Annotated in this window: 22 protein-coding genes; 13 read left to right on the top strand and 9 right to left on the bottom strand. The window is 46.4% G+C overall.

The window, feature by feature from the left end:
* The first annotated feature begins 165 nt into the window (after positions 1-165).
* Positions 166-813: an alpha-ketoglutarate-dependent dioxygenase AlkB gene (locus AAGR14_RS12900; RefSeq protein WP_342644628.1), complete on the top strand. Its 648-nt coding sequence runs from the start codon at positions 166-168 to the stop codon at positions 811-813.
* On the opposite strand, the gene AAGR14_RS12895 is transcribed toward AAGR14_RS12900, so the two are convergent.
* Complete coding sequence (locus AAGR14_RS12895) at positions 814-1,797, bottom strand: nucleotide kinase domain-containing protein (RefSeq protein WP_342644627.1); 984 nt, start codon at positions 1,795-1,797, stop codon at positions 814-816.
* A gap of 587 nt (positions 1,798-2,384) precedes the next feature.
* Here AAGR14_RS12895 and AAGR14_RS12890 point away from each other — a divergent pair.
* Complete coding sequence (locus AAGR14_RS12890; RefSeq protein ID WP_342644626.1) at positions 2,385-3,857, top strand: S41 family peptidase; 1,473 nt, start codon at positions 2,385-2,387, stop codon at positions 3,855-3,857.
* Between the two features lie 114 nt (positions 3,858-3,971).
* On the opposite strand, the gene AAGR14_RS12885 is transcribed toward AAGR14_RS12890, so the two are convergent.
* The 7 genes from AAGR14_RS12885 to AAGR14_RS12855 form a co-directional block, all read right to left on the bottom strand.
* Positions 3,972-4,730 carry an SMI1/KNR4 family protein gene (locus AAGR14_RS12885; RefSeq protein WP_342644625.1) on the bottom strand — a complete coding sequence of 253 codons (759 nt, stop codon included), beginning with the start codon at positions 4,728-4,730 and terminating at the stop codon, positions 3,972-3,974.
* A 75-nt stretch (positions 4,731-4,805) separates the two neighbouring features.
* Positions 4,806-6,188 (bottom strand): DUF2254 family protein, encoded by a 1,383-nt coding sequence (locus tag AAGR14_RS12880; protein WP_342644624.1) that lies wholly within the window; start codon positions 6,186-6,188, stop codon positions 4,806-4,808.
* A 303-nt stretch (positions 6,189-6,491) separates the two neighbouring features.
* Positions 6,492-7,412, bottom strand: a complete 921-nt coding sequence (locus AAGR14_RS12875; protein ID WP_342644623.1) for a hypothetical protein — start codon at positions 7,410-7,412, stop codon at positions 6,492-6,494.
* 16 nt (positions 7,413-7,428) lie between these two features.
* Positions 7,429-7,701, bottom strand: a complete 273-nt coding sequence (locus AAGR14_RS12870) for a hypothetical protein (RefSeq protein WP_342644622.1) — start codon at positions 7,699-7,701, stop codon at positions 7,429-7,431.
* 84 nt (positions 7,702-7,785) lie between these two features.
* Positions 7,786-9,057 (bottom strand): glycosyltransferase, encoded by a 1,272-nt coding sequence (locus AAGR14_RS12865; RefSeq protein ID WP_342644621.1) that lies wholly within the window; start codon positions 9,055-9,057, stop codon positions 7,786-7,788.
* 206 nt (positions 9,058-9,263) lie between these two features.
* Positions 9,264-9,764, bottom strand: coding sequence for a hypothetical protein (locus AAGR14_RS12860; RefSeq protein WP_342644620.1), 501 nt, complete (start codon positions 9,762-9,764; stop codon positions 9,264-9,266).
* A gap of 225 nt (positions 9,765-9,989) precedes the next feature.
* Positions 9,990-11,288: a redoxin domain-containing protein gene (locus AAGR14_RS12855; protein WP_342644619.1), complete on the bottom strand. Its 1,299-nt coding sequence runs from the start codon at positions 11,286-11,288 to the stop codon at positions 9,990-9,992.
* A 350-nt stretch (positions 11,289-11,638) separates the two neighbouring features.
* On the opposite strand from AAGR14_RS12855, the gene AAGR14_RS12850 reads away from it, so the two are divergent.
* From AAGR14_RS12850 to AAGR14_RS12800, 11 genes are all read left to right on the top strand, one after another.
* The gene (locus AAGR14_RS12850; protein ID WP_342644618.1) at positions 11,639-13,072 is read left to right on the top strand and encodes a S49 family peptidase; all 1,434 of its coding nucleotides are present in this window, start codon (positions 11,639-11,641) and stop codon (positions 13,070-13,072) included.
* Positions 13,073-13,501: 429 nt separating this feature from the next.
* A complete protein-coding gene (locus AAGR14_RS12845; protein WP_342644617.1) occupies positions 13,502-14,701 on the top strand; it encodes a hypothetical protein in 1,200 nt (399 codons plus the stop codon).
* Between the two features lie 28 nt (positions 14,702-14,729).
* Complete coding sequence (locus AAGR14_RS12840; protein ID WP_342644616.1) at positions 14,730-15,317, top strand: hypothetical protein; 588 nt, start codon at positions 14,730-14,732, stop codon at positions 15,315-15,317.
* Between the two features lie 183 nt (positions 15,318-15,500).
* The gene (locus tag AAGR14_RS12835) at positions 15,501-15,686 is read left to right on the top strand and encodes a hypothetical protein (RefSeq protein WP_342644615.1); all 186 of its coding nucleotides are present in this window, start codon (positions 15,501-15,503) and stop codon (positions 15,684-15,686) included.
* Positions 15,683-16,996: a hypothetical protein gene (locus AAGR14_RS12830; RefSeq protein ID WP_342644614.1), complete on the top strand. Its 1,314-nt coding sequence runs from the start codon at positions 15,683-15,685 to the stop codon at positions 16,994-16,996. The genes AAGR14_RS12835 and AAGR14_RS12830 overlap by 4 nt, the downstream gene beginning before the upstream one ends.
* A gap of 276 nt (positions 16,997-17,272) precedes the next feature.
* Positions 17,273-17,899, top strand: a complete 627-nt coding sequence (locus AAGR14_RS12825) for a hypothetical protein (RefSeq protein WP_342644613.1) — start codon at positions 17,273-17,275, stop codon at positions 17,897-17,899.
* A 15-nt stretch (positions 17,900-17,914) separates the two neighbouring features.
* Positions 17,915-18,256, top strand: a complete 342-nt coding sequence (locus AAGR14_RS12820) for a hypothetical protein (protein ID WP_342644612.1) — start codon at positions 17,915-17,917, stop codon at positions 18,254-18,256.
* A gap of 10 nt (positions 18,257-18,266) precedes the next feature.
* Positions 18,267-18,467 carry a hypothetical protein gene (locus tag AAGR14_RS12815; protein ID WP_342644611.1) on the top strand — a complete coding sequence of 67 codons (201 nt, stop codon included), beginning with the start codon at positions 18,267-18,269 and terminating at the stop codon, positions 18,465-18,467.
* A 4-nt stretch (positions 18,468-18,471) separates the two neighbouring features.
* Positions 18,472-20,661 carry a hypothetical protein gene (locus AAGR14_RS12810; RefSeq protein WP_342644610.1) on the top strand — a complete coding sequence of 730 codons (2,190 nt, stop codon included), beginning with the start codon at positions 18,472-18,474 and terminating at the stop codon, positions 20,659-20,661.
* A gap of 2 nt (positions 20,662-20,663) precedes the next feature.
* Positions 20,664-22,490: an immunoglobulin domain-containing protein gene (locus AAGR14_RS12805; RefSeq protein WP_342644609.1), complete on the top strand. Its 1,827-nt coding sequence runs from the start codon at positions 20,664-20,666 to the stop codon at positions 22,488-22,490.
* Positions 22,491-22,794: 304 nt separating this feature from the next.
* Entirely contained in the window at positions 22,795-23,967 is a 1,173-nt protein-coding gene (locus AAGR14_RS12800; RefSeq protein ID WP_342644608.1) for an acyltransferase, read from the top strand.
* An 85-nt stretch (positions 23,968-24,052) separates the two neighbouring features.
* Here the strand turns inward: AAGR14_RS12800 and AAGR14_RS12795 are convergent, their stop codons facing one another.
* A complete protein-coding gene (locus tag AAGR14_RS12795) occupies positions 24,053-25,063 on the bottom strand; it encodes an acyltransferase (RefSeq protein WP_342644607.1) in 1,011 nt (336 codons plus the stop codon).
* Positions 25,064-25,879 lie beyond the last annotated feature (816 nt).

The raw sequence follows: 25,879 nt of genomic DNA, 5'->3' as shown, positions 1-25,879 counted from the left end.
TAATTAACAGGTGTCATCTATTCTTTTTCATTAAACTGCCGTTTTAAAACCCTGCTATACAACAATTAGATTGTACCATCGTAATCTCGTTTATTCTAAACCTAAATCCCATCTGCCTGTTATTTAAAGCCGGCCAATAACAGGGCCGCCAAAACAAACACACGGATGGAAACAGCATTGCCCGGATTATTTTTATACCCCGATTTTATTGACGAAGCGCGCGAGCAGCAGTTGCTGGCCGAAATTGACAGCCAGACCTGGATTGTAGATTACCTGCGCCGCCTGCAATATTACGGGTACCGCAACGAGCTCGACAAGCCCTACGACCTGATTCCGTTCCCGATAGAGATGCCTCCGCTCATGCGGCAGCTGTCGGAAGAACTGGTAGAACAAAAAATCATTTTGTTGCAGCCCGACCAGGTAATTATTAACGAGTATGTGCCCGGCGAGGGTATTAAGCCGCACAAAGACCGCGCGTATTACGAAAACCAGATTTGCGGCGTAAACCTGGGCAGCGGCTGTATCATGCGGTTCATCCGTGGTAAAAATGAAGAGGTGATTGATATCGAGGTTCCGCGGCGGTCTGTTTACGTAATGCAGGACGACGCCCGTAAAAAGTGGAAGCATGCCATCCCGCCGCGAAAAAAAGACAATATCGATGGTACATTGAAACACCGCGAGCGCCGGGTATCTATCACTTACCGCAAGGTAAAGCCCAAAAAAGTGCATCCCATCAACCCAGAGGGCAAAGTGGCCAAGCTATTGCACGACCAGTTTGGGATTAGCATGGAAGAGATTAAAATGGTAAGGTAACTAACTGTTGCCGGCCATCTTGTCATTCAGTCCCCATTTGGGCGGGAAAAAGTAGGAGATAGGTTCGAGCTTGCTTTGGGTATACAACTGCTTGATGCGGGTGCGGTTGGAGATGCCATTTGCTTCGGGGTGGGCCACGCGGGCGTATTTATCGGTTTCGCAAAACAGGTTTTGGCAGTCGATGAGTTGCAGCGGGCGGCCCCACAATGTTTTAAAGTTAAGACCCAGCCGTTCAAACTCGCGTTCCTGCAGGTCGGTTACGTAGCGTATGATGTCGGCCTCGGTATAATCGCCTAAACTGCTGAAACACTTGCGGATGCCATCCCTGGCGCCGGGACCAGGCATCACAAAGTCCATCTCGCTAAAATTGGTGAGCGTGCTGTAATTAATGTCAATGGTGTACTGGTAAGCCAAAAAGCTGCCGATGGTTGGGAAGCTTAATAGTAACTCATACACCGCCTGCATGGTTGGCGCATCGGCAATGCGCTGCGCCAGCCCGGCCTGCATCATGGCCTCAATAAGTTTCAAATGGTTTTCATGCTTGCGGGCGTAGCCAAAAGCGCTGCTGCCCGAGGCCATCATGTACGCACCCGAATAAACACGTTCGCCCGCTTGCAAGGCTTGGTGCAGTATCTGGCTGTAGCGATTAAAATCATAGTTGCGCCAGGTCAGCTCGCCCAAGTCGTGCAGCAGCAACTCATAGGTTTCAATCTTGTTAAACAGCTTAAATAGCAATATCCTGAACAACAGTTCGTCGGTCGACTGCTCACCCCGGTAAATTACCTCGCGGATGAGATACTGGCTCACCCGGTCGGCCGCGCGGTAGGCATTGGTAAACTTATGCCGGAGCAGGATAGGGTCGGCGGTTAGGGGCATTACCCCATTGAGCCGGTTAAAAAACACCTCCTGCCGTTCGGTCGCAAACTTCCAGTAGGTGTCGAGCACGTGGGTTGGGGTGGGTGGTTGTTTGCGGGTGAGGTGCATGGGGGGAGGCGTAAAAGTATCCGTTACCTAAAGATTTCCAGTTTTAAATGAATCTTAATGACAAGTAAGATTATAAATTCAAAAAAGTAAAATAATCATAGAACTTCTAAAAAGTAACGCCCTCGATCTCATTAGCATATTTTTCAGACTTATAATATTTTTTCAAATTTGCATCACAGTAGGGGCAGTAAGTAATATGCATGAAAATTACTTTCATGATGTCAAATTTTTCGTAACCTAACGTGATAACACGCATTAAGTAAACTCTGTCTTGTTCCCAAGTTGGGTGTGGTAAAATCTTTACTATCCTGATGTTAGGTGCCGATGTTGATGGCAGCTGGAGGCGAATTTCAAAATCATCACAGCAGAAACCATTCGCGTTCCGTATCTGAAATAGCTTTTTTAACATTTGCATAAATTAAAGCTAACAATTATGACTTAAAATACACAGCAACGCTATTTATCTAACATCACGGATATTAACAAGCTAATATCGAGGATAAATTTAATTGGCTATAAGTTAAACCTTAACATCCCAGCCCTGTCTTACCACCTCGTTCAACCCAATTAAACTTTACCCTTACCACATGAAGCGACTTGCCGCCATAATAGCCTTTTGCCTTGCCTTTAATGCTACCCAAGCCCAGATAGCAAATGCCGGGTTCGAAACCACGTCCGACACCCTGGCTACTACGCCACAATCCTGGAAATGGAGGCCGACGGCGGGCTATACCGTAAAGTTAACCGAGCAGGAAAAACATGCCGGGAGTAAATCATTACAAATACAAAGTGCAGGGGCCGCGCCGGGCGCTTATCAAACGGTATCGCAAGTAATACCGATTCAAACGTCTGTTTTAAAGCGTATTACAGTGATGGCATACCTTAAAGCCAGCGACGTAAAAAGTAACGCACAGCTGCTTGCTCAGGTATTTGACAGCCGAAACAGGATATTGAGCCACCAGACATCGCAAATGCAGCAGGAAGCACTGAGCGGCACCAACGACTGGAAAAGGCTCACTCTTAAACTTACCATCGACAGTAATGCTAAAACATTGCTGCTCGGCGCGCAACTGACCGGAACCGGCACCGTTTGGCTCGACGATTTTGCTACCGAAGACTTGCCCAAAATAAACAGCGCCCCATCCAAAGACCTCGTTAAATTCAGCCGCGAGGTTACTGCCATGGTTAAACGGCGTTCTATATATGCCGACTCGGTGAACTGGCAGGCTGCAGAACAAGGCTTGCAGGAACTGACCGCCTCGGGCCTCACCAGGGAGGATAGCCCGGTAATTTTAGATTACATGGTGTCGAGGCTACGGCTGGCCGGCGATAAACACTCCAACTATAAAAGCAAAACCATGGCGCAAGATTACGCTACCCGCAACAGCGTGGCGCGGCAGCCTGAAAGTAAGCTGTTACCGGGTGGGGTTGGGTACATATCGGTGCCGGCCTTTGGGTCGGTGAGCGATACGGCCAGTGTAAACTTTGCCTCGCACATACAGCAGCTCATTCAGGATTTAGACACGCGTCAGGACGTTAAAGGCTGGGTGGTTGATTTGCGCCGGAACAATGGCGGTAACATGTACCCCATGATGGCCGGCTTGGGGCCGCTGGTGGGCGAGGGCACGCTGGGCGGTTTTTTGTACCCCGAAATTAAAGACAGCCAAAGCAGCGCCTGGACCTATCATCAGGGCAGCTTTGCCATTGGTCGCGCCAAATATGTAACGGTTGCCCGTCCGTACACCCTGCGCAAACCCGAAAGTAAGATTGCCGTACTGATTGGCGCCGGCACCGCCAGCAGCGGCGAAATGACCACCCTGAGTTTTGCCGGTAAACCTAACGCCCGGCTATTCGGCCAGCCCACCGCGGGCTACGTAACCACTAACTCCCAAATCAAACTCTCCACCGGCGACTACCTGTACCTAGCTGCCGGCTACGCGGCCGACCGTAATCAAAAGAAATATATGGTCAACATTCCGCCCGATGTGCTGGTGCCACCAGGCAATAGCCAGCAAACAGACGCGGCGCTGGAGGCGGCTTTAAAGTGGTTGAATGACTGAGGATGCTAAGTGGATAAAACAATGCAATTGATTGTTTACCAAACTCAACGCATAAAAAGGAGGATTAATGACAAAGTTTGCAGTAGCGACTAATTCTCTGCTGCCCGAGCTTGTTTAATGTTCAGACTTTCTCAACGCGTATGTTTCTACCACAATTTTATAGGCATGTACAATGCCGTTTTTAAAACGGTTCCAAGTGCTTAGAGGTTCTTCGGCAGCCTCTTCCCGGACTATCTCAACAACTTCGGGTTTGGGTTCCTGGACTTGTATTTCACTGAGCTGCGTAACCATCTGCCTGCGCCTACGTGGCCGGCGTTGGTATAGTTTAATTTCAGCATCAAGCCAGTCATTGTACCATTTTTCAAAATTTATCCGGCCTCCGGTTTCTTCGTCAATCAGCGGCTTAATCTCCTGATTCGAGCTTCTGTCGTCAACCCATATATTTCCATACTCAGCTCCATTTACAACCAAAAAAAGGAACGTTCCGCATCCCGCGTGGCATAGGCGTATAGTGCCGTTGATGATAGCATTTCGTTGATAATCATTGACAACGCGGCCATAGTTGAAGTTACCTCTGGTCCAGCGTTCCGTTAACGGAAAAGGTTCGGATAATTTGTTTTCCAGGCTGTCTAAATACACTGCGTTATGGGTGGAGTCCCAATAACTTAAGGGCATAATCTGACACGGGCCTACGCCGCCATCAAATATTTGATTAATAAAAGCCCGGTAATCTGGCGGGAGCTTTACCTGATGTTTAGCTTCAAAGTCGAGTAAATCGCTTTCGGGTATTGGTTTGTTAATGTAACCGTAATCTCCATTAGGATTAAGTTCAATAAGTTGGTGAAGCTTATCTAATATTCGCTGGGTATCCATTCAGGTTAAAGCTAACGATAAAGGTAACAACTTATTCCATCAACTTGCCATCAACAAATACTGGAGGGGCATTTATCAAACCCTCGTCGACCTCGAATTTAACTTTCCAACACTTTCTTTCAGGTGGTGGTGCGCTTCGTCAACGGCTTGCGCGGTGGATGTGAAACCGAGGGTACGCAGTTTTTGGCTGGCTGCCGACAAACATCGGTCGAGCGTGCGGGTAAGCACGTGGTCGCCCATTACGGATAACGACAGCAGCAGGACGTCTTCCATGCGCTTTTGTTGGTCGGCCGGGAAACGGTCCATTTTGGTGGTTAGGGTGTTGATGACGCCTACAAACACCTGGTGCTGCATAGATTCGGACGATACCACCAGTAAGTTTTCAAAACCGGTCATCAGGACCTCAAAAACGTTATCGCTGTATAAAATTACTTCACTGCCTTTCTCTTTCGGCAGTTCTTTTTCGGCACTCAGGGCGCCCAAAACGTTGTGCAACACGTTTACGCACAGTACGCCGGGGGCAGGGTTCGAGTGGGCGGTAGAGGCCGACGTCCAGGCAATAGTTTCAATCTGGGTAATGCCGTAGGCCGCATCAAAATCAATGTCGCGCTGTATATCAAACCGGATGCTTTTGTGGATGGCCTGTTGCAGTGCCAGCTCATGTGGTTGCCCGTTTACCACCATGGCCAGTTCTTCGCCAAAAGCCACATAGTCGCCCATGCAGTGATGCAGTATTACTTTGCTGTCGGGGCAATTGTCGGTTACAAAGCCAGCCAAAAACTTAGTATCAATGTCAATAATATAGCCGCCTTTTTCGCACACCAGTACGCTGGTTTTATCGGCACAGGTAGTGTGGATGGCCGTGGTAAAACTCAAAGCCTTTAACTGCCTTTCGCGGGCTTCCAGTACACGGTAGTAAATGGCGTTTACAATTTCGGCGGGGCGCATCTGGTTTATGGTGGTATACATCAGCAACACCAAAAAGTACAGGGCAAGCGCGGTGAGGCAAAAGGCAATGGTGCCGCCCCAAACCGGATTAAAGGGCTTATTTACCGTGGCCAGTATAATCATGGCGTACAGGGCCAGTCCCACAAAAAAGCCCAGGTAAAACTGGTTGGTTTTACGCCGCAAAAACTGGTCGAACACCTGCGCCGTCATCGACCCGGCCGACTGCTGCACAATCACCAGTAGCAAGGTAGTAGTTAGCGTAGTTACCGAGATAGTGCCCGACACAATGGCCCCCAACAAATTACTGGTGGCGTCGGCGTTGGCAAAAATATGCGTCTGCAAAAAATGCCTCACCGGGCGCGCACTGGCAATACGTTCCTGATCTAAAAAGCTGCTGAACCCCGCCAAACACAAAAACAAGATAATGATGATGGTGGGAAGCAGCAAAAACTCCGACAGCGCCCGGCGTACAATCACTAAAACGGAGTCGTTGGTTTTAATTTTAGGCATGGGGTATAATTAAGTATCAGCAATTACAACAACTGTATTATCATCCTTAATTCTTCGGACAACAATCTTCAGGATACTTAACTGGCTAACAGGGTACCGGTTTTAATTTTTGACAAATTGGCCGGTAGAAGGGAGAAACAGGTTAAATTTAGATAGATAACATCCATGTAGTAAAGCTTTCCGGTTATGCCGACGAAGGCCGGTATCTCACCTGCTAAATGAAAGCCATGCAGTTGCGGTGATATACTTAAATGCGAAACTTTCCTCTGGAATGCTGTATAGTCATCAGCAGTTTGTTTAATTTTAGTTAGCTTCTGCCTGTGGTAAAACTGCCGAAAAGCTGATGTTTTTATAAACCCATACAAACCCGAAGATCACGATGCACATCAGCAAAACCCACAAACTAAAATAAGCATGCGACGTACCTGGCAACACCATGGGCAATAGCGACATGGCGTAGGCAGGCGTAAGTTTAAACCTAACAATGCTGAATAAAGCCGTGATTGCGACAAAATCAACCAGCGTGGCCAAAAGCAGATTTTTAAACAGGTAGAGGCTTGCCGTACCCAGTAGCGCGGCAGCCACCAGGCAAATTATCTGTTTGCCCAAAACGCCGACAGGATAGGTGTCTTTATGCATCGACTCGTAACCCACCACCACAACCGGAGGAATGGCTGCCATCATCATGCAGCCCTTAGCTCGGCAAACGAGTATCCAAACCGACAAAAAAGCAAAATACAGCCATCTGTGCTGACGGCCGGGCGACTTGACGAGCTCCGTTGTAGGTAAGTATTTGTAAAAGAAACGGATGCACGCGTACAGTAAAAGCGTAAGAACCACTACCGAATATACAAACATCATCGAGCCGGCATGGGTAATAACAGGCAGCAAACCCGTAGCAAAGGCCGGGGCCAGTGCGCTTTTAAAAATAGTAAGCACCAAGATAACCAGCGCGAGCACCATGATGAGCTTGGCAGCCTGGTCAATCGCTAACTGGTTAATCAAAAACCCGCCTATGGCAGTAAGCGATGGCAGTAAAAACAAATAAAACGGCCTGGCCAGCCATGCCGGGTTTTGGTACACCAAGCTGCCGATGGCCAAAGCACTTACCTCGGGTAAGATGATTTCAGTGTTATTAAGGAACATGGCCGCGCCAATCATCAAAAATATGATGGCGCAAGCTGGCAGGGTTTTCATGAACCAATCTTTGCTGATGCTAAGCATAGCGCAATAGTAAGGTTTATTTGGCGGGCTTACCTAAAGCAAGACTTTTCAAAGCGTGTATAGCGTATTCATCTGCACAATACTCATCTAATTTTTCGTCTACAGACTTTATTAACGCGTCAGCCGCAAGACCGGTATTAACGAGGCATATATCCTGAACCAGCCCATCAATAATCATCCAGTCGTCATCATCCATAGCAGCCTTATCTGCCTCCGAACCAAACTGGCCCCATTCATGACTGTCGCCATTAAAGCGTTGATAAATATTTAGTTTTTCAGTTGTAATCATGACTTAAAGGAATGTGGATCGAAATTTTACTTTTACGATAAATACTATGGTGACAATAACTAGATATAGATTGCCACCAGTGAATCATGTAGATGTCAGTAGCCATTTTTTCATGAAAATAATCACCGCACCCGTGCCATCCTCCCGGTTTAAAACCTGGGCTACCGCCGCAACGCGGTTGCCATAATCCGGCTCCTGGTTTATTACCTGTATCGCATTCACTAATTTTTTAGTGTTGATTTTACGCCAAGGCAAATGTATGCCCAGTTTCTTTTTTGTGATGATGTCTCCCCAGATAGGCTGGTCAACAAAGATGGAAATTACGATGACGGGTACACCGGCTTTCATGGCGGCCGTGAGGGTGCCGATGCCGCCGTGGGAAACCACCATTTTGCATTGCCGAAACAGCCACTGATGATTTGCGGAGACAATGATAAACAGCCTGTCGTTTTTGGGAATGTCGGGTAAAATTGACCATCCCTGGCATAAAATAATACGCTCATTGGTTTGCTCAAGGATGTCCGCAATCATTTGTCGCAGTTTAAGCGGGTCGGGCACCGGGATACTGCCAAAGCCTATATAAATGGGTTTGGTGCCGCTTTTTATCCAGGCCACAAGTTCTGGGTTTGTGGCATCAAAACGGTTATGCGTGCGGGCCTGCTCGTCGAGGGTTATAAAGCCGGTAACCACCTGGTGGTTGTCCCAATCGGCCGGGCGACTGATGAGTGCTTCGCTAAAGGCATGCATCACCGGGATTTTTTTGGTGTTGATATAATGATAAACTGAGGTTTTGGCGTTGGGCAGCGCCAACTGTTTCCGGAACGCAATGATATCCCGTTTGGCAAAATGCCACATGAGCCGGTAAAACAGGCGGTACGACAAACGGTTTAACCGGGCATAGTTAGGAATGCGTACGCCGGGCAGGGGGAAAGCCGTGGTTTCGATAACCGGCGGGTTGAGCTGCAAAATAAGCAGGGGCAGTTTCAGATATTCGGTGGCTACGCTAACCGTGGTTGCACCTACGTTATTGGCAATCACCACATCCACCCCTTCGCAAAAACTCAAAATGCCGCTAAACAACTCACCACTGCGGTCGGACAACGCACTGAACAAAAATTTAACAAACGCCAGGTTATTGCCGGACTTAATAATCTTCTGACACTCCGCCGAATAAATAATTTCCTCTGCATTACCATAAAGCCCGAAAAACGTAACCCCGAAACTCTCCACAAACGCCTTAAAGTTTTCGGGAGCCCCCAGAGTAACATCAAAGCCCTCTTGCATCAGCCTAAGCGCTAAAGCAATGTAAGGCTGCACATCTCCCCTGGAACCATAAGTAAACAGACCTATCCGCATGCGATGAAGGTAAGGGTTGGTAAGTTGATGGGCAAAACTTAATAACAATTACACTGCCCGGACGGTTTATAAGCACGAGTATATAGGTTTATTAGAGCGTTTAATACTCGCACCTTTATTCATAGTCACGAGTAGGAGCCCGCACGGCAGCGCTGTATACTCGCGCCGGTGGATGGGGTTGCCAATATTAGAACTTATACCCGCTGCTAAAACCAACTTTTAAGCTTTTCAGAATCTTCGTCCTTCACTTCATACACTTCCGGTTCCTTACCACAAATTAGTTCGTCAATGCCTAACATCAAGGTACCAGCCGAACTCATGTCCTGAAAGAGGGCAACTAAACAATTCAGACCAAATAGCCATAAAAACCCTATAACGCCAAACCAAATATTAGTGATGAAGGCTCCAAGCGTACAAAATGCCGAAGCAAATAAAAATAGCTTTTTTATAAAAATTTGGTAGCTTACATACCAGCGGCCGTTTTCAAGAATTACAGAAAAAACACCACAATCCACAGTGCCAAAAAGCGATGTTCTGCTGTTTGATGTTGAACCTTTGTACTTTACATGATCTAAATTTATTACTACATTATCAGCTTTCTTATCGGTGATACTTTGCTTAATGTAATTTAATACCATCTGCCGATTCTCAGGTGTGATAACAGCTTTTAGTGGTTTGGAAAAGTGCATGGAGAATGGAAAAGGCATTATATGTTATTGATATCTTTGTTATTATGCTTATTTAAGAAAAATTATAATAATCGCATTAAGGCACGAGTCTTATTGCGGTCGTGTTGTAAGCAAGGCTGACCTAGGCTTTTTTTAGCTTTGGTACATTTCATCACATAAACAATTATAAAGCTCAAGTCAGGCACGGCGTGTTCCAGCTGCGCTAAGACTTGCGCTAAAAAGCCTTGTCCGTCATTAATAAAATCACTTTTTCGCTGCTAATACATTTTCCATCAGCGCAATCAATGCTTTTCCGTTATCCAACTCAGGTCTCGGCGGCGCATAGCTAACGTAACGACTTTGCTTATCTATTAAAAACTGAGAGGGATAGCCATTTATTCCGTAATTTTTAATCACCTCGTGATTTTCGCCTTTGCCTTCTGTGTACACATTTACGCCATCATTAATCTTATACAAATCAATTCCCTGTTGCCAACGTGTTTTAGTTTGATCAACCGAAATGTTTAAGAAAACTACGTTAGCGTTGCTCTTAAAGTGATCTTTAACTGTGTTCATGGCATTGAAGACCTTCGCACAGGACGGACAGCCATTATACCAAAAATCCAGAAGGACCAGTTTACCTTTAAAATTTGATAACGATATTTTTTTGTTATTAATGTCAGGTAAAGTGAAGTCGATCGCCGGTTTTCCAACGCCAAACTTTTGCTGCAATTCATACCGGGCGCGCACCCGCTCCTTAAACGCAGCGTTGTACGGACCATTTAAATAGTCTTTCTCGCTAAGCGCCATCTGATCACCAAAAATGGAGATTTGTTGAAGCATAAGCTGTGCAAGTGCACGTTCCTGAACCCGGCCATTGGTTAAAGCCTTAAGCAACATATATTTACCGTTAAAACTGAACTTTCCCCCATCGATATTGTACAGCCGTTGGTAGTCAATCTCGTTTTGTGTTAACAAATAATAAGGTAGGTTTCTTGAATAAACCATGCTGTCGTTAATGATCAGCCTCTTGCGTGCAAAAAGCTTCTTGTAATACAATTCGATACCGTCCTGCGATTTTACGGAGCCCCAAAACCATGATTTATGTATCTCGCCATCATATATGATGTCAGCATGCAGTGTTTGATAAGCCACTGGTGATAAAAGATTTTTATAGGCATTCAGGTAATCTAACTGTACAGCTATGTTCGAGTCGATGTAGGCAAAGTATAATGGGTAGTTTTCAACAGCAATCTTAACCGGGGGATTAAACCATCTATTGTATTTTTGTGCTGCAGTGTACTGATAGGTTGCCGAAGCGGAACCTTTGCCCAAAAACGTAAATTGGGTTGGTAGTTTTGCATCTATACTTAAATGCAAGCTGTCTCCGGGTTCAATTAAAAAAAAGGTAAGCCCGGCTTTCTCTGCCTGCAAATTAAAGTAAGCGGGTTCAGTTAACTTAAAATTGAATTTGAATTTGCCATCAGAAAGCTCTTTGGAAAAATTTACCCCTTCAACTATATTGATGTACTTAAATAATTCAAGATCAACTTGATTAGCCAATGAATTTTTTATCTCACCCTCAATAACTGTATTTTTGGGTTGAGCCCAGGCACACAATGAAAATGCAAATAGGCATGCAACAAATAGTGGTTTAAGCATAGAGGCGATAAGGAGTCAATACTTTACTAAGTAAGTAAATTTCGGCTTAAATAAGCTGTATGTATACGTAAAGCAGCTTTTTTCTTTTTGCATAATTATTTGTGTCGTAAAAGGTGATTTAAAATTACTATGGCTAATAGGACTGATTTGAACTAAGAAGCTTTTTTATCCATTCCCTCCACTACTGACACACTTGTGTCACCACTTTCGTCCGCTTTAATCCCGAAATTAGTATCACCTGATTAAAGCACATGAAATTAAATAAACTGGCTTCGGCCATTAGCCGGGGCGTGTGGTTGATGGAGCCGCGCACCGCCCACGGACTGGTACCGCTGGCACTGCGGTTTTTGCACCAGGAGGGCGGCCCCGCCCCAGCGCCACCGCTCGAAATGCCCGTGGCGCACCATAACGGACAAATTACCGAAACTACTATCGAGGATAACATCTGGAGCGGCGTTCAGCCGGGGTCGGTAGCCGTTATCCCGGTAAGCGGCGCGTTGATGAAGGATGATTACTGCGGTAGTCCTGGTACGGATACCTTGTCGGCCTGGGTCAAACAGGCCGGGCAAAGCGGCAGGGTAGAGGCTATCGTGCTCAAAATAAACTCCGGCGGTGGTTCGGTAGCCGGTACGGGCGAGTTTGCCGAGGTCATTAAGCAGTCAAGCATCCCGGTACTGGCCTATTGCGACGGTTTGATGGCTTCGGCTGCGTACTGGATAGGTTCGGCCTGCAGCGAAATTTACGCTTCGCACCAAACCGTCGAGGTTGGCTCCATTGGTACCATGATAAGTTTTATGGACGACAGCGAAGCCCTGCAAAAGCAAGGTTACAAAGAGCACGTCATCAACGCCGATACCTCGCCCGATAAAAACCAGGATTACTTTGCTGCACTGGCCGGCAGCTACAGTCGCATCAAGGTCAATATTCTAAACCCTACCAACGACATTTTTATGAACGCCGTCAAAGCCAACCGCGCCGGCAAGCTCAAACTCACCAACGTAAAAACCGATGGCGTGCTTTGCCAGGAGCCCTTAACCGGCAAAGTTTACCTGGCGCAAACGGCCATCGGCAATGGCCTGATAGACGGCATTGCCACGCTGGATGCCGTGATAGACCGCGCCCTGCAATTAGCCCAATCCCCTAATCAAAATAACAATAACATGAACGTAAAAAGCAAAGAAAGAGCTGCCGGTAACCAATCGGTGCTGGACAAACTGGTGAGGTTTGTAAGCGGTCTCAAAGCCGAAGAATCCGGCAAACCCGCCCCAGGCGAAAAACCGGAAGACGAGGACGAAGAAACCGACCCCAGGAAAAAACTAAAACCCACTAAAAGCAAACCTGCCCCCGAAGATGTGGAAGAAGAAGAAGACGACACCGAACCCACCGAGGATGACCTGCAAGACGAAAACGAAGCCTTAAAACAGGAAATTGAACGCCTGAAAACCCTGATTGGCAAGCAAAGCGAACTGCTTACCGAAGCCTCCACCGCGCTGGAAGCCTCCAACCGCCAGCTCCGCAAAAACAAAGAAGAACTGAGCAACGACATCCGCTCCAGCTTTGTACCCGAAAACTCCAGGCGCAGCAACAAAGCTACCGTCGAGGCCGCCATCCCCGGCTTCCTGCAACCCACCCAAGGCTCCCTGGCCGCCAACGCCGTGAAAGCCGCGGTAGCAGGGTTGAAGTAAAGAAGCAAGAGACAAGTGAAATTAATGAGTGAGTTTTGAATGAGTGAATAAAGGCATTCTTGGCACTCGGTTCTCTCATCCTGTCATTTCGAACGATAGTGAGAAATTTTGCTACTTGCGATGAGTAATTGACGTTATTCAATCGTCTATATGCTATACTAGTGAATCTGAAAATCCCGACTGCGTCTTTGCGAGGATACGGACGCCATCTCTTTAGGACAGGCTCGTCGTCTGGCAGGTCATCCACAATTATCCCCACCACGTAACGTACGTCATATACACAAACGCTGTCTCAGCTTAAAGAGATGGCGCCCGTTCCTCGCAATGACGTGTTTTTAGTGAGCCATGGTCTAAGAACCATGAACGCTTTCATCCCAACAACCCAATAACCAATCCCCCCTAATAACTCAATAACTATTAACTAAAAAAATGGCACAATTTACTTTTACCAATAATACCTATGCGGGCGAAGCGCTGGCCGGTTTCATGGCCAGCACCCTGCTCGAAGCCGACTCAGTGAAACGCGGCTTGCTGACGGTGATTAACGATGTTAAATCGCGCAAGCTCATTCTTGACGTGGATGACGACATCGTGCTGCAAAACCCGTCGGGTATGTTTAACGACCAGGGCACAACCGCTACCCAAACCGAAAGCTACCTTGACCCGGTAGTATACGAATTCATGAAACAGGAACAGTGGGACAAACTCGTGAACTCTTGGGAGTCGCAAAGCATCAAGCCCGGCGCTTTCAGCGATTACGAAGGCGTAGTTGATTTGTCCGACTTTTTAGTGCAGCGTTACCTCACCAAAATACAAATCGCTAACGAGCGTTTGTACTGGCTGGGCAAAAGCAATGTGTTAGAGGCTTCGTTCTCGGCTGCGTTTCCGGGTTTGCTGCCTAAAATTGCATCCAGTACTGATACTTACAAAGTAAATCTGTCGGGTAACCCTGCCGCCAGCATGAGCGTTACCGGTATCACCGCTGCAGGTGTGGTTACAGTAAGCAGCACCGCAGGCTTGGTAGCCGGCGACATGATTACCTTTACCGGCGTCACCGGTAGCATTAAGGATGAGTTGTACGGCGATCTGACCGGTCAGTCGTACACCATCAACAACGTAACGGCTACTACCTTTAAGCTGCAACGCAATTACAACGAGGTAAACAAACGCCGCAACGCCACCTTTACCGGCACAGCTACCGCAGGCGCATTTAGCTACATTAATGCGGGTAACGTTATATCGGTATTGCAGTCGGTTTATGCCCAGCTGGATTATGCCGACCGCGTGCAGCCCGATTTTAAAATCCTGATTCCGTTACACGTGGCCTTGGCTTATAAAGAGGCGCAGGCCGCCCGCGCACTCAACGTGTTGGGTGCTTTTAGCGAGGACAAAAAGCTGGAGTACTTAGGCATCCCGCTGGAGCCTATGAACCACTTTTTTGCCAACTGCATTGTAGGCGCCCGCACTTCAAATTTGTTTTTAGGGGTCGACCTTTTGGGCGATGCCTCCGAATTGTCTACCGTTTACCTGAAGCCCTACACCAACGACAACGTGGTGCGCATGAAAGCCCGTATGAAGGCTGCCACCGAGGTGAAGTTTTACAACGAAGTATTTTATTTAGGTGCTTAATTACTAATTATTTAAACTAAACTATATTATGCCCGACTATAACAAAATAGCAGCCGGCTTTGCCCTGGGTGCAGCCAGCCCCGTAACCTCAGGTATTGAGGATGTGATTTATATTTTTAACGAGAGCGACTTTAATATCTCGTACAACAGCACCAACCCGCTGCTGGTCGAAGGCTTAACGCCCGTAGCGGCCGGCGGCAAACTGTACAAGTTTGAAGGTACCAACAATAGCTTTAATGCCGTATCAAAAATGGCCAAAACAGCGGTTGGACCGCGCTATACCGAAGAGATTGATTTTAACCTGGCCGGTAACAGCACAGACATCAAAAAGCAGATACAGGCCATGGGTTACGGCCGCGTGAAGGCCATCATCGTTAACAACTACAAATCGGGCGATTCGACGGTGGAGCTGTTTGGTGCCGCCAACGGTTTAATCATGTCCGAGGCCGAACGCAACGCATCCGACGAAGGTATGGAAGGTGGCTACAAATTAAAGCTCACCAACCCCGACAAGCTCCGCGAGCCTTACCCACCACGCTCGGTAGTGTTAGCCCCCGAGGGCGGAGGTACCGCATCGCCAACGTCTACGCTGATTGGCATCGAGAAACTGGTTTAATAACCGGTAACCTGTTTTTGAGTTGTTTTAGTTTGATGAAAAGCGGGTAGCCAAATTGGCGACCCGCTTTTGCCCCCCAGCCCCCTGAAGGGGGAGTTTTGACGAACAGGCAAAGCAACGGTATGCAATCCCGCAAAATCAAACTGCACGCAACCCGCAACTCATCACCCGAAACCGAAACATATGTCAAAAGAAAAAAGAAACTACGTGCTAAGGCCGGGCCGTCATCAGTTTTTGCCGGGTGGGCACCTGTTTAGTCAGGCTGCCACTACCGATGCCGAACTGGCCTGGTACCTGGAGCAATTGCCGCACATTGCGCCGCTGTTTGTTAAAATTAACGGCCGGCGTGTAAACCAATCTAACCGATGAAAACCTACCTCCCGCAGATAGAGCGCCGCATTATTGTAAGGCCCAACCAAACCTACGGCATACTGAGTTACGATGCCGACAATGCTTACCCGCAGCGCATGCTCGAACTGGTGGCCGGCAGCCCCACGGCTAAAGACTGCTGGAACAAGCGCGCCAAGTTTATTGGCGGCAACGGGTTTGAAGAGCAGGGTCTGGGCAAGCAGGTGGTTAATGGTCGCGGGCTAACGCTGGCCCGGCTGGATAAGGCCATCAGCGAGGATAAGGGGCTGTTTCGTGGGTTTGGTGTGCAGGTAAACTACAATGCCAACCTCAAAATTGCGGAGCTGAATTATGTGAAGTTTGAGGATATCCGCATGGGTAATACCGACAGCCCCGAGTTGTGCGGCAAGTTTGTGCTGTACAACGACTGGGGCCGCAAGACCTGGAAAAACATCATGCGGTCTAAGTTTCACATCCTGCACCCGTTTAACCCCGAGCCGGAAGTTGTAAAGCAGCAAATTGCCGAGGCCGGCGGACTGGAGCACTATAAAGGTCAGCTGTATTATTTTAACCCCGAGGTAGATGATTACCCTTTGATTGAGGCCGACAGCGTATGGGAGGATTTTGAAACCGAGGCCGGTATCAAAACTTTTAACAACCGCGAGGTAACCACTGGTTTTTTGCCCAGCACCATGCTGTTTATGAAAGCCCGCCGCGAGGAAGCCGACACTTACGGCACCGATGCGCAAGAGTACAATTGGGCACCGTCGCAACTGGAGCGCGATCTGGGGATTTTTCAGGGTGCCAAAAGCGCGCAGAAAATCATCGTGATAGAGTATGAGGATGAAGATACCCGCCCCGAGTTTAAGCCTTACGACATCCAGAACAACGACAAGCTGTTTGAGAGTACCGAGAGGAGCGTAGAGGCCCGCATCATCAAAGGCTTTAGTATACCCCGCGCTTTGGTGACCAACGAGCAGCAGGGCGGGCTCAATAACAATGGCGCCGAAAAAAAGGAGGCTATCCGCGAATTTAACGACATTACCGCGCCCGACCGTGCCGATATTGCCGAGGTTTACCAAACCCTCTTCGCCCATTTTTATACCGACATCAACCCATCCGGCAACTGGAACAAAGTAGCCATCCCGGCTATTGTGGCCGAAGACGCCCCAGGTATCAAAGCCGGTGGCAACCTCAACGACCTGCTGCTCTCCAACCTGCCCGCCGCCAACAAAACCGCCATCCTCATCCACGCCTACGGCTTCAAACCCGACGAGGCCAGGGCCATGGTACCGGGGGAAGGAGAGAGCCAAGAGCCATTAGCCAAGTGAAATCTATGAGTGAATAAACAAGCGGTCTCGGTTCTTGGCTCTTGGTTCTTGTTTTTCTCCCCACCGCGTCATTGCGAGGATACGGGCGCCATCTTTTTAGGACAAGCTCGCCGTCGGACATGTCGCCGCTATGCAAAACCGTATACCCAAACGCTGGGTCAGCTTAAAGAGATGGCGCCCGTATCCTCGCAATGACGCGTTTTTTTAGAGCCATGAACTATGAACCATCATCCATGAATAAAACCAATCAACTACTCAACCAATAACCCAATAACCATGACCCCAATATTCCTCATCAACCCCGACACCTTTCTCAACTTTGAAGATTTGAGCTGTAATGTGAGCGGGGGGCGGATGCTGGCTTTTATAGGCAAGGCGCAGAACCTGGATTTGAAACCTTTTTTGGGTTTGCCTTTGTACAGCAGTCTGGTCAAACAGTTTGCGGCCGACGAGCAGGGCATCGCCCGGTTAAAACCCGACGCTCCGGAGGCTTACCAAGCCCTTTGGCAGGGTGGCGAATATACCGATGCGCATGGGCACGCCATTACTTACGGTGGTTTGCTGCCCGCGCTGGTGTACTTTGCCTTTGCCCGTTTTGCCGAGGGCGATGCCGTGCGCTTTACCGCTTCGGGGCCGGTCGTTAAACGGTCGGACCATTCGGAGGCGCTGCCTTACAAGGATGTGCTGCGCATTACTACCGAGTACCGCAGCATTGCCAATGCCTACTGCAACGAAGCCGAAAAGTTTTTGCAGGATAACCGGGCGCTGTTCCCCACATGGCAGGTTAACCAGGCCAACCGCACGGCCAGGCAGCCCGGCGCGCGCATCAGCGGAATAGACCGTACCCAGTTTAACACTACGCCGTATGCCTTGGGCTGCGGCATCATCAATCCTTTTATTTAAACTATCAAATTTTTTATGGCCATTGCAGGCGTTTACACCCCCAACGTGGTGCCCCTTTATGCCGTTAGCGGCGACACGTTTAGCACCCGGCTCGAGTTTAGTTACGGCACCTTTGGCAGTTACCACCTGGATGTTTCGGGCAGTACCTTTGAGATGCAGGTAACCGGCGAAGGCGGCTTGGTTAAGCTTAGCTTCACCCAAGGTAAGGGGCTGGAGTGGCTCAGCAGCAGCACGATACGGCTGTACAAACCGGCCGCCCAGATGCAGCTGAAGGGCAGCTTTAGTTACACCCTTAAACAAACCCTGGCCGACGGTACCGTTAACACTCTGATGCGGGGCGATTTCGTCATCGAATAAAAAACTCATTATGCCAGACATTACCGTAAAAGTAGTACGCGAAACCGTGGTAGAACGGCAGATACCCGGTTATACCAAAACCGAAATGGACGGGCTCATTGCCCGCCTCCGTGCCGAAATTGCCGGCAGGCCCGAGCCCGTGATGCCGCCGGGGGCTGTTTTTATAGGCAACCAACCCCTAATTATTGCAAACCTCATCATTACCGTTTAAACCCATGAACATAGAAGACAAAGCCCCTCTCGTGGGCAATTACAACCGTACCGACCTGCGCCTGGTGGTGGTGGATATGGCCCAGAACCCAACGCCCGACGGCAACCAGGCCCGCACCATTGCCGCCAGTGATTTGTTTGCCCAATTGGAGCAGGGCCGTGAAGTTATCCCTTTCGAAGCCTTAACCTCGCTTACCTGGAACGTGTTAAGCCAGCCCCGCGTTTACCTGGAGCTTACGGCCGACTTGTTGCACATTACCACTAAATATGTGGTGGATGGCTATTTTTTTGAGCTGCATGCCCGCCAGCCACAGGGCGGCGGTAAAAAGTTAACTATTGATGGTGTGCCGGTGCTGATTAACCGTACCGGTAACACGCTAATTTTGGCCCGCTATATAGCCGGGGTGCTGGATATGCATACCGATGCCTCGGCTGATGCCGGCAAACCTGTTTTACTCGACGAATCGGTAAGCCAGACGGTTTTAGACGGCGAGTATGCCGAGGTATGGGCCAAATTTGCCGGGGCCGACGATTACACGATTGAGCGCGACGGCAAGCCCGTGCCCGATGCCACCGGTGCAGCCCTGTTGGTTAAAGTGGCTGAGCAAACCGCCGGTGCTTACGAGGTAATTGCCCGTAACGATTATGGCGAAACCCGCTCGGCCGCTAAATTTATTAAGCCGGGCGAGGCCGAAAGTGTTTACCTTAAAACCCAGCCCCAACCGCAAACCCTGCCTGCCGGTAACAACTTTGAACTAACGGCCGAATTTGGCGGAACACCACCGCCGGCCGTTAGTTGCTTTGAGGTGGTAAACGGGGTGCGTGGTGCCCAGGTAGCCTCGGGCAGTACGTTTACCGGCAGCGCCCTGTACACCAAAAGCTACCAGTTTGTAGGTACCAACAGTTACAAAGTGGCGGTGGTGGTTGCCCCTGCTGTTGTAGATGCCGACGGCACCACGGTAATTACCCCGGCCGTAACCGAACTGCAAAAGAAAACCTTTACCGCCGAAAGCGCCGTGGTAACCGTTGCGCCGGTTAAGCAAAACAAAGCAGCCCCGGTAGTGGTAATGGACGACCTTAGCGTGAGCAGCACCTTAAATGTTACCCCTGCATCCGGCGAAGGATCTGATTTGTTTGAGGGCACTTTGGATGCCACTGCGCCCAACCCGGTGGTGATAGGGTTAAGCAACTTTAAGTTAATGGTAGGCGATGTAAATTTGCCGTCGGGCTTGGCCGGTATCCGCTACCGGGAAACCTTAACACATAACGCCTCAGCATGGGCCACCAATACATTGCCCTTCACCGGATCGCTGATTGCGCCGCCTACGGGCTTGGTTTGGCTGGCCGAAGATCCTGCCGATAAAACCAAAGGCAAGGCAAGCTGGACTAAATCAGTTGATACGCTTAACCCGTCAACGCAGGAGTATCAATTAAACGGAGGCCCGATAACTGATATTTCTGAAAACAGTCTTTCGGTTACCAATAATATTTCCGCCGGTGGGTTAAAGGTTAGGGAGAAAGCAAGGTCGGGCAAGCCTGCCTCTGATTGGATGATTAATATTGAACCCTTTGTTACCTATCTCAACGCTTTGCACCCTAATAATATTGAAGGTAAATTAAACAGTGTCAGTGAACAATATCCAACGCTATACCGAAACCCGACTACTCCCATTTTGTTAAGTGATTACAAACATATTATTGAACTCCACGAAGGTGGTAGCGTTTATTACAATGACATTTTCGGTGCTAACACTTTTCTGGATAATACTAATGTATTCTTAAAAGAATACAATGATAATGATAGTAATGATACTATTGGAGGAGCCACAAAAGTGTTAAACAGTGCCGGTATTGTAATTACTGATATCTCATATAGAATAATTCGCGGCATAAAAAATGGTGGTGGCGTTCGTGGTACGAATTTACGCCAATACGACCAGGGTGCCAGTGGCGTTTATTGGGATGTAGATAGTCAAATCGGCTTAGACCAAAACGGTAAAACCATGACGGTAGAAACTGCCTATTGTGGCGTTACTTCCTCGCAGGACTATGTTATATCTAACCTTAATGAACTTGACGGTGGAAACGATGCGAGTGGCAACCCATTCAAACCACGGGTTTTCCGCCTTACTCCAGTAAGCACGAACGGTATTACTTCAAATATTGTGGGCGGCGTCTGGGTAATTAAAAACTAATCATGGATTTAAGCTATAATCAAAGAATACTATTGCAGGCGGAAAAGCAGAGGGCGATTCACTTTGTGCCGCCCGCCTTGGTAATTACTGTCCAGCCGCTACCATTTACCGGTAAGGAGGGCACAAATTTCAGTTTAACAGTGGTTGCTCCTAATGCTGTTAAATATGAGTTTTTTAAAGGGTTATTAGGGAGTGGCGTTTCTGTAGCAGTCAATAGCACGGGTATATTACCGTTTCCTAACGCTTTAGTCAGCAACAACGGCAATTATTATTGCGTTGTTAGAGACGAGTTTAGTCAGGTTGAAATTTCGAACGTTGTTAACGTAACTGTCGAAACCTTAACGGATCTTACTAAAGCTGTTGTTACTGCCGCTCAGGTCACTGAAAGCTCCGTAAATATTAGTTGGGGTGCTGTAGATCATGCCGCTTCTTATGTGCTTTTACAGGCATCTACTGGGGATATGGCGGGAGCGGTAATGGTGTACTCAGGCACAGAACTAACTAAGGCTGTTACTGGTCTTGCTGATAAAACAGATTTTTACTACCAGGTAAAAAGTTTACCGCAGGCCAGCTATGCGTCATCCCTCTCAGATGTTGTACACGTGACTACGCTGGATTCCGGAGCAATAGCGGTACCGTATACGTTCAAAGAGGGCATATTGCAAAGCATAAACCAAAACAAATATTTAGTTTATGGGTCTGACGCTGAGTTAGATGTAGACACAGATAATAACCGGATTGCTATAATTACTAGCGGGCCAACACCTAAGGTGTGGGTAAGAATTAAAAACATGAATATTGCTTATGGTCACACAATTGCCTTACCTGAAACTTACTACCCTAACAATACAGGCTTTACGGGTCAATATTTGTTAGACGGCAGTCAAGATATTGCAAGCGTAGGGTATAAGCTAATTTACGGTATTAAAGATGGCGGTGGCAAAAAGGGAAGCGGTTTGAATAGGTTTTACAGCGATGTTAACCAAAATACTAACGCTTTGATCGACGTAGATAGTAACCCAAGCTTGGACTTGCACGGCTCCGTTATTCGTTTATTAAGTGATTATAACCGTCCCGACATAGGAAAGGACTTTTTAGTGGACGGCGTTTCCAAAAACGGAGATCTAAACCTTTTAATCGTAAAAGGCTTAGGCTTGCAAAGCACCGAGGTAATACCCGCCAATCTGCTTAACGGTATCTGGAAAGAAACCCGGCCATTACCATGGCAGCAAGCGCCTGTAAAGCCAGCCATTATCGGAAATGTGCGGATTGGCTTAATTGGCGATAGCAATACATTTAATTTTGCAAACGATTTCCAGACTTATGCGCAAGGTATATTCCCAAATGCAAACGTAACGGTGTTAAATACTGGCCGGGGCGGTTCCTATATCACGCATTGGGTACGTGATGCCGCACCCTTCGGCGGGGACGCGGTAAACCTTTATAACACATGGATACCGCAGCTCAAGGCGGCGCAGGTTGAAACGGTTAGCATTGCATTAGGTACAAATTCAGGGGGTTCAACAGCGACTGAGTTTATACAACTCCTTGATTTGTTATTATCTCAGCTAAGGGAGGATTTACCTGCTGTACAAAGATTTGTAATACAACAAGTACCAACAGTTTTTGAAGATCAAGTGGTACAGGATATAAACGCCGCGATTAATGTATACCGCAATAACACCACAGTTTCGGGCAATGGGCTGTTAGCTTTTTTTCATGATTATCCGGAATTTTTAGGGGACTATAAGCATCCGTCAGAAACAGGGCGTAATCTGGTTATGGCTCCGGCTTGGATGCGAGGCATACAGCAAGCAATGGGGGTATAGCTATTAAGTGTAATGTGAAAATCTTTAGGATTTAAATCAGTAAACTTTATTTTATAGTTTTAAAGCTCTATAAACTTTGATGCTATGTTAGCAACGTTTGCTATTCCCGTTTACCCGATTTAAGACTTGTTTTGCAACGCTCTTTGAGCAAAAGCAAGATGATTAAAAAGAAGAACGACCAGAAATTCATTTAAATGATCCCGAAGAGTTCTTTCAAACAATGGAATATTAATAGTAGAATGTTTTTAAAAGTCCGGCGCAATGCTGGGCTTTTTAATTTTGTTATCTTCGTCTGTCGTTTATCATGATGGAACAAAAATCTTCTACCAATCATTTAGCTTATGTAGACAGCATAAGGGCGCTTGCTGCATTATATGTAGTTATACATCACATGCATCCTTATGTTGACAAAAATCTTTCACCTGCATTGTTTAAAGTTTTTGTTTCGCCGTTTAACTATGGACATCAGGCAGTTGATTTATTTATAGTTTTATCAGGTTATCTGCTATTCTTGCCTATTGTTAAAAGGCCCGAAAAGGCTTTCGATATAAAGATGTTTTATGTTAAACGCATTACAAGAATATTACCTCCTTATTTTGCGGTCCTCATAATATCAGTACTGTTAGTTAATAATGTTTTTGGAGGTCCTTCGGGCGTCCAACTAACTTCCAGCCCCGTTAGCCTTTGGACCATCCTATCACATGTTTTTCTAATACAAGACATTGCGAACACCTCAAATAATGTTAACTACGTTTTGTGGTCAATATCGGTTGAATGGCGCATTTATATGTTTTTCCCGTTCTTGATTTGGCTGTTTAGAAAATATAACAAGGTCATAGTCGCGCTGTCTTTAACCACCATTTCCGCTTTAGCGATGATCGCAGCTAAAGCAGCCGGTTGGTACACAAGTTTCAATGGTATAAGCCTGCATTTTTTCGGTCTTTTCGCTTTAGGTATGTTGGCTGCGCAATACGGGTTTTCTTCAAACAGCAAAGGCAAATTTTTATTTAAGAAAGCACCATTTTATTTATTATTAACGCTGTGTTTAGTTATCGCGTTCGTACTAAATAAAGGCACGTACTTTGGTGACCTGTCGTACATGGTATCGGACGTGTTTTTAGGGTTCGCTGTGGCGCTTCTAATGGCCGGATTAACATTGGGTAGAAGTCGTCAATTGCTTTCTGTACTTCAATATAAGCCGTTGGCAACCGTTGGTTTGGCTGCATATAGCATCTACCTTATACATGCACCTGTTCTGGAATTGATTAATATAATTGTTATGTCTAAACTAAGTATAAATCCAACAATGAACTTAGCCGTCTACTATACGCTTGGATTTATAGCCGTAATGTTAGCATCTTTTTTGTTCTATAAATTATTTGAACAATCCTCAATTATGTTGACTAAAAAAGTATCAAAAGCTTTTGACGACAAAACAGGCAAGATTGTAAAGCCAGTTGTATTAAACGCTAAATAATTTTATCGTTTAATCACTAAGTAAATAGTTCAAATCTTCTACTAATTATATGTAGACGTTCGAAATCAATATCAAACGTAATTAGTTAGAGCCTTGTCTTTCTAGTAAACAGTTTGTCTTTTAAATAATTAGTAAAGCGCATTTCAATCAGCTCGTAGGTAATGGCCGAAAAAACGAAGACAATTATAAAAATTATTGCCACCTGTAACCACGAATCTTTGAGGTTTAAAAAACTTAATTTTTGCTCAAACATCATCGGTAGGTAAGTAAAGAAAACCATATGCAATATGTAAACAGAAAACGACATATTGCCTAAGTATATAAGCCATTTTGGAGGGGCAAAAAGGTTTTGCATATCCACTAATATAACGGCGGCAACAAGGAGCGTACAGGCCAGGATGTTGTTTATGGGAGAGACCGGTAAAATGCGGCGAATATATAAAATGAATATTATCGTGCTCAAAACAAAAAATACAAGCGTGATTGTTTTAGACAGTTTAACCTTGGGCAGAAGATAGGCCAGGAGTAAGCCGCTCAAAAATAACAATATTATAGGGTTGGTGATAAAACTGAGATATTGGATTGTAAAAGGGTAATTAACATCTGGCGAAAAACTAAATTGATGGGTTAATATAAGCGGTACTACTACCACGAACACAAGGAGTAAGCTGTATAACGCGTAATACCTAAATCGTCCGGCAATAAGACTGATGGCAAACAGGGCATAAAAAAGCATTTCGTAGTTAAGCGTCCATACGGTTGGCAGTAACCAGAGACCAAAGTAAGGCCCTTGGTTGTTAATAAATGTAGGCTGAAATAAAAGTACACGTATTAACGTACTTAAGTGATCATTAAAAATTAAACTTAGCGTAGCGTGATTTACTAATATAGTGAGTAGCACTGCAAAATAGAAAAGCGGAAATATCCTGATTGCCCGCTTGATGGCGAAGTCTTTAAAATTTTCAAGAGGAGACGCGGTTAAGTGCCTGGTGGTAAAACTCATCACAAAACCGCTGATAATAAAAAACACCTGAACGCCTATCGTACCCTCAATATATTTAAACACAGCATCATGAGCGTGGTCAGTAAATATCATTTGGCTATGATGATACATAACACTGACGGCCGCAATTCCTCTTAAGGCCTGTAAGTTCAATAATTTGTTTTTCATTAGACCTCAATTCATATTAATTAACTTGCCGTAAAGGTATATTTAATTAAAAAAATCACAACAAAATATTGAGTCTGTTGTGTATTTTCAATCATTGCAAGTCTATTTTTAGGCAATTATCACTTAGTTGTCTTTCAGAGCTGTTATCGAATTATCTAGCTCAAGGCAAGTTTATTGATGATGTATTAACCGGCAGTTAACTGACCTCTTATAAAATTACCAAGGGCAGCAACTGCAGTAAATAAGTGCGATGATTGAATAAGAGTGTACCTCAATATCATCACTCAGTTTGGGTTATATTACTTTAATTGTACCACTTTAACTTATAACCATTTTTGCTATGTAGTTGGCTAACTAAAAAGTACGTGATTAAGTATCAACGTATTTTAATTACGTTAAAAAAACGTTAAAAACATTAAGATATTTTAACTTAAACGAATGTTGGAATATTATATTTGCGGAATATATTTGCTGTTAGTGTTATGGGTGCTGTTAAACAAATTTGTTGTCCTCGTTGCAAGTCGTTGAATATACATCGCGTACCGCGAGCAAAATTTGTCAAAAGCTTTTTAGGCTTCTTGCCCCTCCGGCGTTTTCAGTGTCTCAATTGTTTGTGCACTTTCGTTTCTAAGAAGCCTACTGCGAAAGTTTAATTCGGGTTGCCGTTGGTGGTTGCCTACACGCAAAGCGTCATAATTTTATGCGCTTGATAACTATAGCCAGTGCGCCCGGCATTGCTTT

The organism is Mucilaginibacter sp. CSA2-8R (genome assembly GCF_038806765.1).
In the GTDB taxonomy this organism is placed as follows: Bacteria; Bacteroidota; Bacteroidia; order Sphingobacteriales; family Sphingobacteriaceae; genus Mucilaginibacter.
Note: the sequence above shows the minus strand (reverse complement) of the source record. Positions and strands in the feature narration are given on the sequence as shown.